This is a genomic window from Candidatus Krumholzibacteriia bacterium (assembly GCA_030748535.1).
Classification (GTDB): Bacteria; Krumholzibacteriota; Krumholzibacteriia; order JACNKJ01; family JACNKJ01; genus JASMLU01.
The window spans coordinates 16535-35521 of the sequence record JASMLU010000005.1 but is presented as its reverse complement, the minus strand read 5'-3'; the positions used below and the strand labels follow the sequence as shown (position 1 = coordinate 35521).

The following is an 18987-nucleotide window of genomic DNA, read 5'->3' as shown; positions in this document are numbered from 1 at the left end:
GAATTCTTGATTTCAAGGTCATAAACAGGCTATACTGGGCATGTCCGGGATTGTCTGGACTCCTCCGAATGCCAGGCAAAGGCTCCCGGATCCACCAAAACGGGAGATACCATGTCCAAATTTGCCATCGTCTGCCTGGCAATACTTAGCATTTCCTTGCTTACCCTGCCTGCCTTCGCCGAATGGATGGATTTCGGGGGAGAGGCCCTGCAGGTTCAACTCCTGGAATCCGATGCGAGCCGGAGTGTTTTCGAAATCCGGATCGGGGGCCTGGAGTATGAGCCGGTTTCCATTCAGGGAGAAACCTGGAACCGGCTTACCCTGGAAGGGGAAGGCCGAATTGAAGTAGCCGGCCTGCCTTCACTGCCGACAGTTCGCCGGGCTCTGCTCATCCCGGATGACCGGGCCATGCAGCTTCGGGTTCTGGAATCCGAGTTCATTGAGATCGCGGATTTCCCGGTTCTGCCTTCCAAGGGGCACCTGCCCCGATCGGTGGATCCTGCGAGCGTTCCCTACGAATTTGATTCCTTCTATTCCGGAAACGGAGTTTGGCCCGTGGCAGGTGTTCGGGCAGAGGATCCTCATATTCTCCGCGACTTTCGCGGCATGGTCGTGGAAGCCAATCCCTTCCGGGTGTTTCCTGCGGAACGCAAGCTGAAGGTGGCTACCCGTCTGCTCATCGAGCTTCGCGATGCGGGACCGGGCAGGATCAATGTCCTCGAAAGGGATGCTTCACTCGAAGTCATGGATTCCCAGTTTCAAAAGCTCTATGCAAGCCACTTCCTGAACTTTTCCCCCGATCGTTACCCTGCGGTTCTCGAAGAGGGTGGTCTGCTGATCATTTCCTACGATGCTTTCCTTCCGAACATGCAGGTCTTCCTCGAATGGAAGCTGCAAAAGGGCTTCGATGCCCGAATGGTGGGGCTTTCCGAGACGGGGTCCAGTTACTCGCAGATCGACTCCTATATCGCGGCGGCCTACAACGACTGGCATCCCGCCTATGTACTTCTTGTAGGAGACAATGAACAGCTTCCCCGCCACTCCAGCGGTTCGGATCCCTGCTACTCCCTCATTGCAGGAGGGGACAGCTATCCCGATCTCTTCGTGGGAAGATTCTCTGCAGAAAACGCCAGCCATGTGAACACCCAGGTGGAGCGGAGCATCACCTATGAACGAGACACTCCCGCAGGGGCTGTCTGGCCGCAGTATGGCATGGGCGTGGCTTCAAACCAGGGCCCCGGCGATGACGATGAGTACGACAATGAACACGAGGATGTAATTCGACAGAAACTGCTCAACTACGGCTACTTCGGCGTAGACCAGATCTACGACCCCAGCGGCACAGCCACCATGGTGACCAATGGACTGAACGAGGGTCGCGGCATTGTCAACTACACGGGCCACGGTTCGGTGACATCCTGGGGAAGCACGGGCTTCTCCAACAGCAATGTCAACGCTCTTGTCAACGACAACATGCTGCCCTTCATTAGTAGCGTTGCCTGCAACAATGGAACTTTCAGCGGAGGCACCTGCTTTGGGGAAGCCTGGTTGCGTGCCACGCACAACGGCGCGCCCACCGGGGCGATTGCCGCCTACATGTCCTATATCAGCCAGTCCTGGAGTCCTCCCATGTGCGCGCAGGACGAGTCGATCGACCTATTGGTCAACGATGAGATGCGGACCATTGGCGGACTCTGGTTCAACGGGTCCTGCCAGATGATCGACGAATACGGTTCTTCCGGGGAGAACGAGTTTGAAAACTGGATGATCTTCGGCGATCCATCGCTGGCCGTAAGAAGCAAGGCCGCCAGCACGATGACTCTCAGCCACAGTGGAGTGCTGCTCATCGGGATGAACGAGTATTCCCTGAGTACGGGAGAAGCCGGCGCTCTCTGCGCCCTTTACGCCAACGGGTTTCTCTACGGTTCCGCTCTGGCTGACGGAAGCGGCAACGCTCTCATTTCCATTGCCGATCCGCCCCAGGATCCGATGACACTCACTCTCACCGTCACGGCCTACAACCGGGTGACGGCGATTGAGGATGTGACCGTTCTTCCTCCCGACGGGGCCTATCTTGTCTTTTCCTCGGTCGAGGTTCTCGATGCCGCAGGAGACAATGATGGAGAACTGGATGAGGGAGAAACGGCCGGCCTTCGCCTGAGTATTGAAAATGTGGGCGTGGATTCTGCAAGCGGAGTAGAGGGAACTCTCTCCTCTACGGATCCCTATGTCACTCTTTTGGGGGATACGAGTACCTGGCCGCTCATTCCCTCCGGTGCGAGCAGTCCCTGTGTGGATCCCTTTGAGGTCCTGGTTTCCGGAGAAGTACCCAATGGCCACATGATCGCTTTCCAGCTTCAGGTCAGTTCCAATGAAGGCGACTGGGACATGCTATTCCATCTCTCCGCCCAGGCTCCCCTTCTTTCGACCGGCACTCTGACCGTTCTCGATGGAGTGGGCGGGGATGCCTCCGGCGGAGCAGACGCCGGGGAGACTTTCTATCTGCAGGTGGAACTGGGCAATTCGGGCTTGTCCGATGCCACGGGCCTCAGTGCCACCCTGCTCTGTTCGGATCCTGACGCCACAGTGCTCGATGCTCTCGGGGAATGTCTCCTGGTTCCCAGCGGTGGTTCTTCCCCGATTGGTGACTTCCAGTTGAGTGTGAGTTCCGGGTTCCCCGAGCCTGCGGATCTCGCCCTTCAACTGGAAATCCAGGGCGACGGAGGGTTCGCCTGCACCCTCGATTTTGGGCTTCCTGTCGGTGGCTGGTTTGATGACTTCGAAGAAGACAAGGGCTGGACCGTGGGATCGCCCGGGGACGACGCGCCAAGCGGGATCTGGACCCGGGTCGATCCCATCGGCACGAGCTATGGAGGCCACGATATTCAGCCTGAAGACGATCACTCGGCCGATGGCAGTCTTTGCTTCGTCACCGGACAGGGAAGCGTGGGGGGAAGCGCCGGAGAAAATGATGTCGATGGAGGCAAGACCACGCTCCTCAGCCCGGTCTTTGATCTGGAAGGAGCCAGCTCTGCCACCTTCAGTTACTGGCGTTGGTACACGAACGCCTGGGGCAACAATCCGTCCGAGGACTGGTGGACTGTGGAAGTAAGTTCCGATGGAAACTCCTGGCTGGCTCTCGAGCACACCCAGGACGATGCGAACAGCTGGAACTACTTCGAGTTCGAACTGGCCGATCTGGTCCCGATGACTGCTACCGTGCAGGTTCGTTTCATCGCAGACGACCAGTCTCCGGGTTCGCTGATCGAAGCGGCCGTGGATGATGTCTTCCTGAAGGTCTTCCGTTTCGATGCAACCAGCAGCGAAGAGGCTGCCAGTCCCAAGGCGCTTGCCCTGGGGTACAACTGGCCGAACCCCTTCAATCCGAATACCCGGATTTCCTTCGAGCTTCCCGCTTCGGCGGAAGTGGAACTTTCCGTCTTCGATGTTCGGGGTCGCAGGGTTGCCACGCTGATTCGCGGTGACCTGGAAGAGGGAATCCATGAAGTCGACTGGCTTGGCTGTGATGATGCGGGTCGCGAAGTGCCCAGCGGAATCTACTTCAGTCGACTGCAATCGGAGGGGCAGACTCGAAGCAGGAAGATGGTCTTGATGAAATAGTCTGTTCTATGGATCAGGCTTTGGACCCGCGCCTCTTTGGGGGTGCGGGTTTTTTCATGAGACCGTCGCGGATCAGCTTCCTGGCTCCCTCCCGATAGCTGAGTCCGGAGAGCAGCTCGCGGTTCTCAAGGAGGAAGCCCTTGACCCTCTCTGGCCTGGCATAGGAATACTCGCGAAGTGCCCAGCCGATGGCCTTTCGAATGAAGAACTCCTTTTCGCCCGCCGAGCGAAGGCAGTAGTCGAAGAGTTGGTCCTCATCCGTGTCGCTTCTGTATCGCGCCTGAAAGAGGATCGCCGTTCGTCGAATCCAGAAATCCTCATCCTCGATCCAGCGGTCCATACTTTTCCAGAGCTTCCGGTTTTCCCGAAGTGCGACGCCCACCAGACTGATGGCAATGCTGTCCACGAAATCCCACCAGGCGCCTTCGCGAATCAGTTTCTCATAAAGAGGAAGGGAGGCGGGCTGGATGAAATCACTCTTGCGAATGGCAAAGTTGATGGCGAGGTACTTTTCCTCCCGGTGGGGGAGTGACCAGAGAGAGAGAACCACTTTCTCGTAGTCCTGAAGCGAGTTGGGATGATAGTCGGCAAAAGCTTGCGCGATTTCGTCCCGCCCCTTCTTCTGCACGCCGTAAAAGGGCATCCGGGTCTTCATGTAGGCAGCCATGGGACCGGCCTTCTCAGGGTCGGCTCGCTTTTCCAGTTCCCCTTGGACGAATTGCACAAGATCTTTCATGGAAGAAGGCTAGTCGAAGCGGGCAATTCCTGCTAGGGGTTCCTCATGCCCTTGCCCGAGCTATTTATCGAAAGACTGAGTGAGATCTTCTCTGGGGAAGATCTCGCCCGGGTTCTTGACAGCTATCAGTCAGCGCGACAAACGGTCTTTCGCGCGAACCCCCGAAAGTGTCAGGGCGATGCGCTGGTCCGGGAACTGCAGTCCGCGGGGCTGCATCCTGAAGCCCTCGACTGGCCCCCTGCTGCCTATCGAGTTCCTGCAGAAGAGCGCCGCGCGCTGACCGAGACGGCCGCCTTTGCAGAAGGAAAGCTCTGGGTGCAAAATCCGTCGAGCATGATCCCTCCGCTGGTTCTCGCTGCCCGGGAGGGGGAGGAAGTTCTCGACCTGGCTGCCGCTCCCGGGAGCAAGACCCTGCAACTGGCTCAAAGCGGGGCAAGGGTGACCGCGGTGGAGAAGGTTCGAGGCCGCTTCTTTCGCCTGAAACACAACCTGAAGAACCAGGGCGAGCTGGAAGTGGAAACACGGCTGGATGACGGGATCCGCTTTGCGAAAAGGCATCCGGAGCATTTCGACCGGATCCTTCTGGACGCGCCCTGCTCAAGCGAGGGCAGATTTCACGAGAGTGAACCGGAGAGCACTCGCTACTGGAGTAACCGGAAGATTCGGGAGATGGTCTCTCTTCAGAAAAGGCTGATTCGGTCGGCCTTTCACGCGCTGAAGCCGGGAGGAGTTCTGGTTTACTCCACCTGCACCTATGCGCCGGAGGAGAACGAACTGGTTCTCCAGTACTTGCTGAAGTGGGAAAAGAACGCAGAGATCGAGAGCCTGGAGCTCCCGCTGGACTCCCGGCGACCGGGACTGCTACACTGGCGCGAACGCGAACTGGATCCACGGATCTCAAAAGCCTGCCGCATTGTCCCCGACGATTTATGGGAAGGCTTTTTTCTTGCAAGGATCCGAAAAACCAAGGACTCGGGAGAATCATGACACGTCGATTATTGCTACTTCTCTGTCTGCCTCTTCTTGCCTCGGCCACTCCCGATTTCGAAGGGATCATGGAAGAGTTCCGACCTTCTGCGGTTCTCGAGCGAAGGAAGCTTCACCGCAATCCGGAGCTTTCCCTGAGGGAGTTTGCCACGCAGGAGTTTCTGAAAGTTCGCCTGGAGAAGATCCCGGGAGTGGAATTGATCGAAGGGGATTGGGGTACTGGTCTCGTGGCAATCCTCCACGGTGGAAAGCCCGGTCCGCTGGTGGCCTGGCGCACGGACATGGATGCCCTTCCGGTCACCGAGAACACCGGTCTCGCCTTCGCCAGCACCCGAGTGGATACGCTGTCTGGTGGACGAAGCGCCGGAGTGATGCACGCCTGTGGGCACGACTTGCACATGACAATCGCTCTTGGAATGATGCGCGCACTTTCGATAGTGCGCGACGAGATGCCCGGCTCGGTGATGCTGATCTGCCAGCCTGCGGAGGAAATCGGAGCGGGTGCGTTGCAGCTTCTGGAGGCAGGTCTCTTTGAAGAAGGACGCTTGCCCAAGTGTGCCCTGGCTCTTCATGTTCATCCGACCATTCCTCTTGGAAGTGTGGGTTCCTGCCCGGGGCCTTCGTCTGCGAATGTGGATGGATTTCAGCTCACCGTAAAAGGGCGGGGAGGCCACGGAGCCTACCCTCACAAGGCCATTGACCCGGTGAGCCTGGCAGCGAAAATGGTTCTGTCCTTCGAGTCAATCGTTGCAAGAGAAGTCAGCGTGAATCATCCCTGTGTGATTTCAGTGGGGCGTATTGAAGGTGGCAGGAAGAGCAATGTGATCCCCGACGAAGTTGTCCTGGAGGCGACGGTAAGAAGCCGGGATGAGGAAACCAGAAAGGCGCTCAGCGAGATGATCGAGCGCAGGGTGATGGCACTTGCCGAGGCGGCGGGTGCACCGGAACCGGAACTGCTCTACTACTTCGGAACGGCGGCCGGCTACAACAATCCGGAACTGGTGGATCAGTGTCGCGAGGTCTTTCGGAAGGTTCTGGGCCCGGAGAGGGAGACTCTCTACGAGCCGGCCATGGGGGGCGAGGATTTTTCCTATTATGGAAAACGGGTTCCCGGTTTCCAGTTCCGGCTTGGCATTGGCAGGGATGACCGGGAGATGACCCTGCACCGCGCCGATCTGGATCCCCCGGAAGAGGCCATCGGTACGGGCATTCAGTTGGCATGTGAACTGATTTGGGATCAACTGCATCGCTAAAAAAGCGACTTCAGCACACTCCAGTTCATTGGCTCTACTGCGGGATCCGGGCAACCCTCTCCGCGCGCGCCGATCAGCACACCGCTCCAGTTGTTCGGCGGCAGGCAGGGCGAATTGCCTTGCACGGTCCAGTCACCGGAGTCGCAGAACCAGGGATCCAGATTGAGATTCCCTCCGAAGTCGACCATGGTTCCGTCGATACGGGTGCCGAGTGGATTCCAGTCGCAGGTGTCGAAGTAGATCACGCTGAAAACCCCCACGCGAACATCATTCATTCCAAAGTCGCTCTGGTTCCCCCAGATCAGACACCGTTCCAGATGCAGTTGTGACTCGATGCCATCAAACCCGCCGACATCATTGGGAGCCGAGTTCCCTGCGATAGTACATCCGACCAGCGTGGGGCTGGACTGACAGGCCGCAAGACCTCCCACCCGATCTCCGCAGTGGTTGTCGGCGATGAGGCAATCCGTGAAATCGGGAGAGGACCAGTCCATGCGCACTCCGCCGCCGGAACCGTTGACTCCGGATTGCAGGTAATAGGCTTCGTTTCCGATAATGTCGCAGGAACTGAGACTCGGGTAGGACTGGAAGATGTAGACGCCGCCCCCGTATTCGGCCGTGTTGTTTCGAATGATACAGTTCGAGATGGTGGGCGCAGAAAACTCCCGACATGCAATGCCGCCGCCAGAGCCATCGCCTGCGTGATTGTCTTCGATGATGCAGTTCTGGATCGTGGGTCTTGCTCCATAGGCAAGGTAGATTCCCGCACCGTAGCCATAGCCATTGCGGATCGTGATGCCGCGAATCAGACAGCCGGCTCCCTCATTGGTGTGAAGCCAGAAACCCCGGTGCGGCTCGGCGGGGCTGCCACCGCAGTCAATGATGCAGTTCTCCGGATTGCCGCTGGCCGACTCGATGCTGAGTAGTTTCCCGCCGAAATCCAGATCGCAGTTCATCGGTCCCGTAAAAGTGCCATCGCCAAGCAGGATGAGATCTCCGTGCCAGGTGTTCTGGATGGCCGTCTTGATGTCCGGGAAGAAGCCGCTTCCGTCAGGAAGCACCATGTAGGTAGTGGCCAGAACCGGAATGGCCAGGAAGAAGATCAGGATGAGTGCAACTTGAAATGCAGTACGCATGGACGCCTTTCTGCACGACGAAGACCTGAAAACAAGTATAGCACGCAGTAGATTCGCATTCCAGTTGCGGAGCAGTTCCCCGGTTTCTGTCGAATGGGCGAAGCGAAACGATGAAGACTCTTCGGGTGCAGGATGGAAGGAGGAGGCTCGATCGGAAACTCTGTGCCGTTTTCTTTTTATTACTGTCTAATGGGGAAGTTATGCATTCCGGCTTTCCCGCACTGTGATCTCTTGCTAGATTCCTCTTATGGATTCAAGAACCGCAGTTCAATGGAGAAGGCGCTGGCGCAGAATTCGGCTCCTTCTCTTTCCCTTGTTGATCATTACTCTCACCCTGCTCGCCCGGCATCTGGGTCTTGGGGGAGACCTGCTGGAATTTAAACTCTGGATCCTCGACCGCGGGCTACAGGGCATGCTGGTCTATGTTCTCGCCTTTGCCCTAGCCGGTGCCGCGGCTCTGCCGGGAGTTCCCTTCCCCCTGTTGGCCGGTGCTGTTTACGGACCAGTTCTCGGTTTTATTCTCGCAACGATCGGCTCTGCCCTTGCGGCTTCGATTTCCTTCCTTCTGGCAAGAACCCTGGCTCGAGATGCCGTAAGCAGGAGGCTGTCGGGGCGCGAGATTTTCCGCAGTCTGGAACGAGCCACAGAACGCAATGGTCCCCTGGTAGTGATCCTGACCCGGCTCTTTCCTGTCATTCCTTTCGCCCTTTTGAACTTCGGTTTCGGACTGACCCGACTGCGCTTTCGCACCTACCTTCTCTGGACCGTCCTCAGCATGATGCCCGGCACGGTCTTCTATGTGGTGGGCGCCGATGCGCTGACGCGAGGCCTGCAGGATGGTTTCCATTGGCGGGATTGGTGGCTTCCTGTGCTGGTAATGCTGATTCTTCTGGCTCTTCTACCCTGGGCGCGCCGTCACCTGCGCGTGTTCCGAAAGCACTCCGACTCCTGAAAGACCTTGCCGGAATTGCGATGAGTCCTTTTCTTGCAAGCCACCGAAAGGAATACCATGCCCTCCAAAGACCAGATTCTGGAAGCACTCTCCTCCGTGATGGACCCCGACTTGGGTCGCGACATCGTTTCCCTGGGATTCATCAAGAACCTGAACATGGACGGTGGAAAGGTGAGCTTCGATCTGGAGCTGACCACACCGGCCTGCCCGGTGAAAGACCAGATGAAAGAGCAGTCGGAAAACGCGGTAAGGGCGGTCGAGGGCGTGGAAAGCGTGGAGCTAACCCTGACGGCCCAGGTTCGACAGGCTCAGGGCCTGCCCGAAATGAAGCCCTTGCCCGGAGTGAAGCATCTTGTCCCCGTAGCCAGTGGCAAGGGTGGTGTGGGCAAGAGCACTGTCAGCGCTAACCTGGCGGTAGCCCTTGCAAAGAGCGGCGCAAAGGTCGGGCTGATGGATCTGGATATCTACGGGCCCAGCATCCCCACGATCATGGGAATTACAAGCCCGCCACAGATTGATGGAGAGAGGATTCATCCTCCCGAGCGGCACGGCGTGAAAGTCATGTCCATGGGCTTCTTCCTCGACGATGACCAGGCCGTCATCTGGCGTGGCCCCATGCTGGTGAAAATGATCGACGAGTTTCTCGGCAATGTCGAGTGGGGGGAACTGGACTACATGATCATCGACCTTCCACCCGGCACGGGCGACATCCAACTCAGTCTTTGCCAGAAACTTCCCCTGACCGGTGCCGTGATCGTTTCCACGCCCCAGGATGTGGCTCTCAAGGTGGCAAAGAAGGCAATCAGTCTCTTTGGCACCCTGAAAACCCCTGTGCTCGGAATGGTGGAGAACATGAGCTACCATCATTGCTCTCACTGTGGCGAGAGAGAGGAAATCTTCGGCAATTCAGGTGCAAGAGATGCAGCCGAGAAGCTGAACTTTCCTTTCCTCGGGGAACTTCCTTTGGCTACCGCCATCCGTGAGCAGTCGGATTCCGGTGTGCCGATTCTGATCAGTGAACCGGAGAGTCCCCATTCGAAGTCTTTTGAAGCGATCGCTTCCCAGGTTGCAGCTCAGGCCAGCATTCGTGCGATGGATGAGCAGTCCCTGAAGATCAGTTTCTGATATGAACGAAGAAAAGATCACGCCCACAGAGATCACTCGCTCCGGCGAACACGATGTTTCCATCACCTGGAAAGACGGAGTCACCGTGGTCTACGGGGCGCGACAACTGCGCCTGGCCTGCGCCTGCGCTTCCTGCGTGGAGGAGATGACCGGGGCAGCCCTTCTTGCCCCGGAATCAGTTCCGGAGAATGTCCATCCCCTTCAGATCACTGCAGTCGGGCGATATGCCATCCAGATCGCGTTCAGTGACGGGCATAATACCGGCATTTACAGCTTTGACCGACTGAGAGAACTCGCCGACAGACAGTGATTTCATGGCTTTCCGGGGTTCTGCGTGCTATAATTCACGGAACCCCATTTACAGGAGGAAAGCATGAAACCCCTGCGCTTCTTGCTGGGTCTTGCCCTGCTCTTTGTCTTCATCCCCGCCCATGCAGCCCCGGTTCCCCGCGCAGCACTCGCGGAACTGGGTGCTGCCACCTGGTGAACCTACTGCCCTCAAGCGTACCAGGGACTGGAAGTCATGAAGTCCCGGTACGACCGTGTCGAGTTCGATGCGGTTCGACTGATGCAGACCAGCGGCGGTCTTGGAAGTCCGGACGCTGATGACCGTTGCAACTACTATGGCATGGGCGGCATCCCCGACTGTGTCTTTGGCGGCGTGGATCATGTCGTGGGCGGTGGCACAACGACAGCCACGGGCGCTACCTACGACCCTCTGGTTCTGGGAATCCTGGATGACTCCAGTCCCATTGCGCTGAAGATCACGAACTTCAATTTCTCCGGCTCTCCTTCGGTCAGCATCCAGGTGGATGTTGTTGATGACATTGCCGACATCTCGAACACCTTTGTGCGTCTCTATGTTGTCGAGAACAATCTGGTGTATGGAAGCACTACCTACACGGATGTGCTTCGGGACATGCTTCAGGACACGGCCCTGACCGTTTCCCAGGATGGCGAAAGCCAAACTTTCACACAGGATTTTGCCGTGAATCCCGACTGGAAGCTCGACGACCTTCGCATTGTGGCCTTTGTGCAACGCGACTCTGACGGCTACATCTACCAGTCCACGACGAGTTACCCCCAGCCCGATTACTCGTTCCGGTTCTACACCCTCGGCGATCGTGTGGTGGTGGGCCAGAGTGGTTCCTGGAGCAGCGGGGACTTTGCCGTTTTCAATACGGGGACCCTGCAGGACGATTACCATATCGAGTTTGACACTTCGTCTCTTCCTGTCGGCTGGTCCGGCTGGTTTACGGACGGGGAAAACCAGTTCGCAAGCCTCGACATCACCCTTCCTCCGGGAGCTTCCGCCAGTTTCCATGTGGTACTGGATGTAGTGGACCTGGGCTTCGGCTCGGCCACCATGTCGATCACATCGGCAACAGGAGGAACGACTCGCGACTTCTCCTACACTTACCTTACGGAGGGTCTGGATGTCCTTGTCGTCGACGACGACGGTTCCGAGAGCTATGAGGACTACTTCACGGCGGCTCTGGAAACCACGGTGCGCAGCTACGGTGTCTGGGATCGCAATTCCACTCCGGTGAGTGCGGAAATCCTGTCGCACTTCGATGCAGTCATCTGGAATGTGGGCTGGGCCTTCCCGACCTTCACTCCGGAAGATCGGGAAGCTCTTACGGGTTACCTGGAATCGGGAGGTGCGCTCTTTGCTTCCGGGCAGGACATCGGCTGGGAACTCCATGACCAGGGTGGTGCTGCCTATACCTGGTATCGGGAGACTCTGCACGCTACCTATGTCGCCGATGACACGAACGACTACACCTTGCAAGGTGTAGCCGGGGACGAGATCAGCGACGGCATAGACTTGACCATCATTGGCGGTGACGGTGCGAACAACCAGCAGTACCCCAGCGACATTGATCCCTATGGCAATGGTTCGTCCGCGATCTTCACCTACAACAGCTATCGCAATGCAGCCGTCAAGGCAGACGATGGCTACCGTGTTGTGTACTTTGCCTTCGGTTACGAAGCGATCAACAACGCAACCGACCGTGCTCAGGTGATGCAGAGGATCATCAACTGGCTGATCCCCGACATGACCTCGACTCCGGATGTTCCGCTTGCTGTGAAGCTCCACCAGAATCACCCCAACCCCTTCAATCCGAAGACGGAGATTCGCTTCTCGCTCTCCGATCCTGTGGCGGCCAGCCTTGTGGTCTATGATGTCGAAGGCCGTGAGATTCGGGTGCTTCGAAACGGACAACAGGAAGCCGGTCAGCAGATCGTAAGCTGGGACGGGCGCGATGAATCCGGCCAGAGAGTCAGTTCCGGCCTCTATTTTTACCGACTGCAGACAGCAGATCGAAACGAAACTCGGAAAATGCTCCTTCTCAAGTAGGAACATGACTTTCCTTCTCCGCCTCCCCCTTTCGGGGAGGCTTTTTCATGCCCTACAGATTCTTGATTCCGCAGTCTGATTTGAGTACTTTCGAGGGGTCATCGAAACCCTTTCGGAGAGGTGAGCATGTCCGGGGAAATGAAGAAGATCCTTGTCACCGGGGCAGTGGGACAGATCGGCAGCGAGCTGATCATGGCCCTGAGAGAGAAGTATGGCGCGGAAAACGTACTGGCCACCGGGCGCAAGACTGCGCCAAGCAAGGAGCTCCTGGAGTCCGGTCCTTTCGAGTACATCGATGTGGTGGATAAGGAATCGGTCGAAGGGGTCATGGACAAGTACGGAATCGACACCATCTACCACATGGCGGCGATCCTGTCAGCTGTTGGCGAGGAGAAGCCCTGGCTCTGCTGGTCTGTGAACATGGATGGCCTGAAGAATATTCTGGACATCGGGGTGGAGCGGGAACTGACGCGCGTCTTTGTTCCCAGTTCCATCGCGGCCTTCGGCCCGGAAACGCCGCTTCTTGACACTCCGAATGACACCATTCTCAAGCCCAAGACCATGTATGGAGTGACGAAGGTGGCCGGCGAACTGCTCGCAGACTACTACTTCAAACGTTTTGGACTGGACTGTCGCGGTGTTCGCTATCCCGGCATCATCAGCCACGAGACACTTCCTGGCGGGGGCACCACGGACTATGCCGTGGCTATCTATTACGACGCGGTTCTCAAGGGAAGCTATGAGTGTTTCGTGCGCGAGGACACGGTGCTTCCTATGATGTACATGCCCGATGCCATCAAGGCGACGATCGACCTGATGGAAGCGCCTTTGGAGAATCTGGAACATCACAATGACTTCAATGTGGCTGCGATGAGTTTTTCCGTCGGGGAACTGGCGGAGAGTATTCGCAAGCACATTCCCGAGTTCAGTTGTACATATGAACCGGATTTCCGCCAGGCCATTGCCGACAGTTGGCCCGACTCGATTGATGACAGTGTTGCACGCAAGGAATGGGGCTGGAAACCCGGCTACGATCTGGATGCAATGACCGAGGACATGCTGACCGCTCTTCGCAGAAAGCACGAACAAGGACTGTTGGCGAACGCCTAGGAGGATGCGATGTTCGACAAGGTACGTGAGGAACTGAAAAACACCCTGGCCGAGATCGAGGAAGCGGGGCTTTACAAGCGCGAACGCATCATCGTCAGCGATCAGAAGGCGGAAATCCAACTGGACTCCGGTGCAGAAGTGCTGAACTTCTGCGCGAACAACTATCTGGGACTGGCAAATGATGATCGCATCATCCAGGCCGCCAAGGATGGCATGGACTCCCACGGCTTTGGTCTTTCGTCGGTGCGTTTTATTTGCGGAACCCAGGATATCCACAAGCAGCTGGAGGGGAAGATTGCCGAGTTCTTCGGTAGCGAGGATACCATTCTCTACAGTTCCTGCTTCGATGCCAATGCCGGGCTCTTTGAAGTCCTGCTGGACAAGGAAGATGCCATCATCAGCGACTCCCTGAACCACGCTTCGATTATCGATGGAGTTCGCCTCTGCAAGGCCGTGCGCTACCGCTACGCCAACAACGACATGGAAGACCTGCGCAAGCAGCTCGAACAGGCCAAAGCTGATGGTGCAAAACGCATCATGATCGCCACCGATGGCGTGTTCTCCATGGACGGCATTGTCGCGCAGGTGGACAAGGTCTGTGACCTTGCCGATGAGTTCGGTGCCATGGTCATGGTGGACGATTCCCATGCTACCGGCTTCTTTGGCGCCACAGGACGCGGGAGTGTCGAGCACTGTGAAGCTCTGGGCAGGGTCGATGTGATTACGTCCACACTGGGCAAGGCGATGGGAGGAGCTTCCGGTGGCTTCACCACCGGTCGCCAGGAAATCATCGACCTCTTGCGCCAACGCAGTCGTCCCTACCTTTTCAGCAACACGCTTGCTCCTGCCATGGTGGCCGCTGCGATGAAGACCGTGGAAATCCTCATGGAAAGCACGGAACTCAGGGACCGCACCGAGGAGAACACCAAGTACTTCCGCGAAAAGATGACGGCCGCTGGCTTTGACATCATTCCCGGCGTGCATCCCATCGTTCCCATCATGCTGGGTGATGCAAAACTCAGTCAGGACTTTGCGAACAGGATGCTTGAAGAGGGCATCTATGTGATCGGTTTCTTCTTCCCCGTGGTTCCCCGCGAACAGGCGAGGATCCGGGTGCAGATCTCCGCTGCTCACGATCGCGAGCAACTGAACAAGGCCATTGCCGCCTTCACCAAGGTGGGCCTTGAGCTGGGAGTTCTCAAACAGGGTGCCAGCGCCTAGGCAATTCGATCCCCCGGCTCCCGAAACGGAGCTGGGGTTTTTGTACCTGCCTTGGCGTAACAACTTGCGCGCCTCGCGAGAATTGACACGCTTTCCATTCTGTGATATTATCTAATAGTCCGATGGGGCCATTTTGTGCGCACAGGTCTTTCCGGGCAAACAGGATCAGACATCACGTTATGCAAACAGGAGTGTCCTTATGAAGAAAGTGCTCTTCGCCTCTCTGATGCTCGTGGCTGTCACCGCTTGGGGAGCCGTATTCACCTACGGTTTCGAAGATGGCGGGCTGCCTTTGGGCTACTATGGTAATGGCGAACCTCCAATCATCGCGGAAGTGGTTGGCGCCCCGGATCCCGTTCACTCGGGAGACTACAGCCTTCGCTGCATCGACAATGCTTCCAGTTCCACTCCGCAGGCCTACCTGATCTGGGTCCAGGGCCTGCAGGACGGGGACTCTGTCTTTGCGTCATTCTTCCGTTATGATACGACTCCGGGTGCGGCACCTTCCTGCCGCATTTGGGCGAACTGGAACGACAATCCCGATGACATTACCGGCTATAACGGATCTGCCAGCGGGCAGTCCGACTATGGTCCGGGAGAAGGCTGGGATGAGGCGAACAAAACATGGTCCGTCTCTGGTCACACCGGAATTGTGATTCACGTTCGCACCTACTCCAGTGCTGGCGACACGGTCTGGGTCGATGACATCACTGTCGACGCTCCCGATCACGCCACGGTCATTCTTCCTGAAGGCGATACCGCCACGGAGAATGCGACCTGGAGTTCATTGAAGGCGATCTTCTAGTTAGATACTGTCAAGCATCGAAGCCCCCGCTCTTGGGCGGGGGCTTTTTATTGTGCGGCTTCGTGGGCTCTCAGCACCAATTCTTGACTTCCCGGGCCACCTTGTGTAGCCCTGAGTTCTTCCGAACAGGGGCTTGAGCAATGTGGTGGCACGACAGTCACGGACTCGATGACAAGGAACTGCAGGGCAGGCTGCCCACCTGGGATATGCTTCGCAGAGTGGCTCCCTATGTCCGTGAACACCGCCTGGCCTTTGGAGTCTCCTTCCTGCTTTCCCTGGTCGCGGTTGCCATGACTCTTGGCCAGCCCCTGCTCTTCAAGCATATCATTGACGTGGATGTTCCTTCCGGCGATCTGTCTTCGCTGTTCCGCACGGCGCTGGCCTATCTCGGCCTGATGATCGGTTCCGGTCTTGCCACAATGTCTGCGACCGTCCTGCTCGGGCATGCTGGCGTAGAGGCTGTCAACGGGATCAAGCGCGATCTCTTTCGCCGCTTTCTGGATCTGGGTCTTCTCTGGCTGACGAAACTGCCGACGGGGACTCTTGTCAGTCGCATCGAATCAGATTCCCAGCGGCTTGTTGCCCTGACCAGCACGATGATGATGCGCATCCTGAGTGCGCTCGGAGTTCTGCTCGGCGCGATGACCGTTTTGGCAAGTGTGGACCTGAGGCTCTTTCTGGTGGCTGTCATGGTGGTTCCGGTCATGGTGGGGGGAACCCTGTTTCTCTTTCGTTGGATGCGCCCCCGCTTTCGGAAGGAGCGCTCTCTCTACGCAAAACTGACGGGTGTGATTGCCGAGATGGTTCCCTCTGCCCGTTTCCTTCAGGCAGCCGGTCAAGTGGGCTGGGCAGAAGAGAAGATCCGTCGGGAGAACCTGGGCTACAACCGCTTCATCATTCGTTTGGGCTACATCGAGTACGGGTTTTTTCATGGACTCGGTTTTCTGGAAGTGGTGATGACGGTCATCGCCCTTTGGATGGGAAGCCGCTGGATCGGCGAAGGCACGATCACCGTGGGTGCACTGGTTCTCTTTGCCCAGTACATCGCGCAAATCTACTGGCCCATCATTGCCCTCAGTGAGCAGTTGGCGGAGATACAGCGCGCCGGCGGTGCCGCGGATCGCATTTTTGCGGCACTGGAACGCAGCCCCGATGTCCCGTCTCCCCGGGATCCTGTTCCTGTGCCCCGTGACGCGGGAGAGATTCGATTTGAAAAGGTGGACTTTTCCTACGAGGAAGATACACCGGTTCTTCGTGACATCAGCTTCCAGTTGAAGGCCGGCGAAACTCTGGCACTGGTGGGTCCAACGGGCGGTGGAAAGAGCAGTGTCGTGAATCTGGCCTGTCGATTCATGGATCCGGATCGGGGCCGTGTGCTGTTGGATGGACAGGATCTCCGGCACTTTGACCCGATTGAACTGCGACGGCTTTTCGGCATGGTCTTTCAGGATCTGTTTCTCTTTCCCGTCAGTGTGACTGAAAACCTGCGCGCCTTTCGGGAGGATATTCCCCGCGAGCGCGTGGTAGAGGCTGCACAGACGGCAGGCCTTGATGATCTGATCTCCGGACTGGAGAAGGGATACGACACGGTCATGGTCGGGCGGGGTGAGGAACTCAGCTACGGGCAGCGCCAGTTGATGGCCTTCGCAAGAGCCTTGGCAGTGGATCCTAAGATACTGGTTCTTGATGAGGCCACCAGCAGTGTGGATCCAGGGACGGAACGAAAGATCCAGAAGACCCTGGAAACACTGACCGAGGGAAGAACGACCCTGGTGGTTGCCCACAGGCTTTCAACAATTCGAAGGGCGAACCGGATACTGGTCATTGAGGATGGACGGATTTGCGAGTCCGGACGGCATGAAGAGCTGATGGAAGCGGGAGGGCATTATGCCGACCTTGTGCGGCTCCAGACCGGGGAGGATCCGCAATGATACGCTTTGTCCTCAGCTGGCTCTTGCCCTACTGGAAACAGGTCCGCGGCCTCATGGCGGGTCTCTTCGCTTTGACCACTCTGGGAATCCTGACGCGCACGCTCTACCCGGTGATATTCAAGTTCATCATCGATGCCCTGACCGAGGACTTCAACATTGAGGTAGCGCGGAACTGGGTGCTGGCCTTGCTGGGCCTCGGCCTTCTTCGGGAGCTTACCCAGGCCGTTCTTCCTTCGACCCGGGCCTGGTTGAACTTCACGAACTCCCTGAATGTTCGCATGAAGCATGCGGCGACAATTCTGCGAAAACCTCAGGGATTCTACATGAAGTATCCCGCGGGTGATCTGGTGACCCGGCTGACCGACGACATTGACCAGTTCGAGAAGATCGGTTGGTACAGCGGCTCCGGGATCTTTCGACCCATTGAGGCGATCCTGACTCTGGTCTTTTCCCTGTCCATCATGTTTGCTCTGGACTGGCGACTGAGCCTTGCTTCGGCTCTGCCGCTTCCGATCATCGTCCGGCTTCTCGCCAAGACCGAGGGCATGCAACAGAAGCGTTACGCTGAGAGACAGAAGGCCACCAGTGAGACGGTCGAACAACTGGAGAGCAGTTTCTCCGGATCGCGCATCATCCTCGGTTTTGGAATGGAGCAGGCGCAGTCAACACTGCTCGATCGGGTTTTGCTGCGAAGAAAGCAGGCGGAAAAGCGGGTCATCAGCTTGCAGGCCATTCTGGAGGGGATTTTCTCACTGATGAATCAGGCGGGCCTGATCGTGGTTCTTTTCCTCGGTGGCTACTTCGTGGTGAAGGATCCGGAGTTCACTCTGGGAGATTTCTATGCTTTTGTGGCCTACCTCTCCGGGCTGACCATGCCGCTTTGGACGATCTCCTGGTTCTTTGTTTCTACCAATGTGACGAAGACTTCCATTGAGAGACTGCTGGAGGTGGAGAAGGAGAAAGAAAGCCCTCGCGGAGAACGATCTCTTCGCGATCGTCATCCGGTGCTTCACCTTTCGGATCTTCGTTTCCGCCACCAGAAAGACACGAAGCTTCTGGAGGGAATCTCGCTGGACCTCCGCCCCGGGGAAACCGTGGCTCTTGTGGGTTCGGTTGGATGTGGTAAGACCACGCTTCTGGAGTGCGCGATGGGGATTCAGGAGGCGGATTCAGGGACGGTGAAGCTCGCAGATCTTCCCCTGCGTGAACTGAATGACGATAGCCGGGCCCGTCATCTTGCCTATGCTCCCCAGGAGCCCCGTCTCTTTACGGGAACGGTTCGGGAGAATGTTCGCTTTGGCAGGGAGTTCCTGACAGAGGATTCCCTGGAGCGCGCCATGGCAACGGCTTCCATAGAAGGAGAGCTTTCGCCCGAGAGGAAACTGCAGCAGGGGGGCAGCGACCTGTCTGGCGGACAGAGGGGGAGGGTCAGCCTTGCCCGAGCTCTGGCAGGCGATCCAAAGGTGCTGGTTCTCGATGATGTGACAAGTGCGCTGGATGCAGCCACAGAGCGCCGTTTCTGGGACCGGATGCGTCCCCTGATCCCTGATGCAGCGGTTCTTGTTTCCACGCATCGTGATGCAACGGCCAAGCGGGCAGACCGGGTGTTATGGATAGAAGATGGAGTGATTCTGCATGAAGGCCGGCACGAGGATCTGCTACGGGATCATCGGGGCTATCAGGAACTCTTTGCGATGGATGCAGAGGCGTAATAGCAGAGCAACATTCGATTGATCAGGAAGGGAGAT

The 18987-nt window shown here is 57.3% G+C and carries 14 protein-coding genes; 12 read left to right on the top strand and 2 right to left on the bottom strand.

From position 1 onward, the window contains the following. Window positions 1–111 precede the first annotated feature (111 nt). Entirely contained in the window at window positions 112–3621 is a 3510-nt protein-coding gene (locus QGH30_06665; GenBank protein ID MDP7022015.1) for a C25 family cysteine peptidase, read from the top strand. Window positions 3622–3634: 13 nt separating this feature from the next. Here QGH30_06665 and QGH30_06660 read toward each other — a convergent pair whose 3' ends face one another. Then, window positions 3635–4357, bottom strand: coding sequence for a DNA alkylation repair protein (locus QGH30_06660; GenBank protein ID MDP7022014.1), 723 nt, complete (start codon window positions 4355–4357; stop codon window positions 3635–3637). A gap of 45 nt (window positions 4358–4402) precedes the next feature. Here QGH30_06660 and QGH30_06655 point away from each other — a divergent pair, with 45 nt between their 5' ends. After that, window positions 4403–5344: an RsmB/NOP family class I SAM-dependent RNA methyltransferase gene (locus tag QGH30_06655; GenBank protein ID MDP7022013.1), complete on the top strand. Its 942-nt coding sequence runs from the start codon at window positions 4403–4405 to the stop codon at window positions 5342–5344. Then, a complete protein-coding gene (locus QGH30_06650; protein ID MDP7022012.1) occupies window positions 5341–6597 on the top strand; it encodes a M20 family metallopeptidase in 1257 nt (418 codons plus the stop codon). Before QGH30_06655 ends, QGH30_06650 begins: the two co-directional genes overlap by 4 nt. Here QGH30_06650 and QGH30_06645 read toward each other — a convergent pair. Continuing rightward, on the bottom strand, window positions 6594–7733 hold the full coding sequence (locus QGH30_06645) for a right-handed parallel beta-helix repeat-containing protein (protein MDP7022011.1): 1140 nt from the start codon (window positions 7731–7733) through the stop codon (window positions 6594–6596). The genes QGH30_06650 and QGH30_06645 overlap by 4 nt on opposite strands. A 313-nt stretch (window positions 7734–8046) precedes the next feature. Between QGH30_06645 and QGH30_06640 the strand changes: the two genes are divergently transcribed. The 9 genes from QGH30_06640 (at window position 8047) to QGH30_06600 (ending at window position 18951) form a co-directional block, all read left to right on the top strand. Further along, window positions 8047–8685 (top strand): TVP38/TMEM64 family protein, encoded by a 639-nt coding sequence (locus QGH30_06640; GenBank protein MDP7022010.1) that lies wholly within the window; start codon window positions 8047–8049, stop codon window positions 8683–8685. Window positions 8686–8742: 57 nt separating this feature from the next. Beyond that, window positions 8743–9810, top strand: a complete 1068-nt coding sequence (locus tag QGH30_06635; protein MDP7022009.1) for an Mrp/NBP35 family ATP-binding protein — start codon at window positions 8743–8745, stop codon at window positions 9808–9810. 1 nt (window position 9811) lies between these two features. Beyond that, window positions 9812–10120 carry a DUF971 domain-containing protein gene (locus tag QGH30_06630; protein MDP7022008.1) on the top strand — a complete coding sequence of 103 codons (309 nt, stop codon included), beginning with the start codon at window positions 9812–9814 and terminating at the stop codon, window positions 10118–10120. 213 nt (window positions 10121–10333) lie between these two features. Next, window positions 10334–12172, top strand: a complete 1839-nt coding sequence (locus tag QGH30_06625; GenBank protein MDP7022007.1) for a FlgD immunoglobulin-like domain containing protein — start codon at window positions 10334–10336, stop codon at window positions 12170–12172. A gap of 138 nt (window positions 12173–12310) precedes the next feature. Further along, on the top strand, window positions 12311–13282 hold the full coding sequence (locus tag QGH30_06620; protein MDP7022006.1) for an NAD-dependent epimerase/dehydratase family protein: 972 nt from the start codon (window positions 12311–12313) through the stop codon (window positions 13280–13282). 9 nt (window positions 13283–13291) lie between these two features. Then, on the top strand, window positions 13292–14503 hold the full coding sequence (kbl, locus tag QGH30_06615; protein MDP7022005.1) for a glycine C-acetyltransferase: 1212 nt from the start codon (window positions 13292–13294) through the stop codon (window positions 14501–14503). 199 nt (window positions 14504–14702) lie between these two features. Then, on the top strand, window positions 14703–15308 hold the full coding sequence (locus QGH30_06610; GenBank protein MDP7022004.1) for a hypothetical protein: 606 nt from the start codon (window positions 14703–14705) through the stop codon (window positions 15306–15308). 140 nt (window positions 15309–15448) lie between these two features. Then, entirely contained in the window at window positions 15449–17239 is a 1791-nt protein-coding gene (locus QGH30_06605) for an ABC transporter ATP-binding protein (GenBank protein ID MDP7022003.1), read from the top strand. Next, on the top strand, window positions 17236–18951 hold the full coding sequence (locus QGH30_06600; protein MDP7022002.1) for an ABC transporter ATP-binding protein: 1716 nt from the start codon (window positions 17236–17238) through the stop codon (window positions 18949–18951). The genes QGH30_06605 and QGH30_06600 overlap by 4 nt, the downstream gene beginning before the upstream one ends. Window positions 18952–18987: the final 36 nt, after the last annotated feature.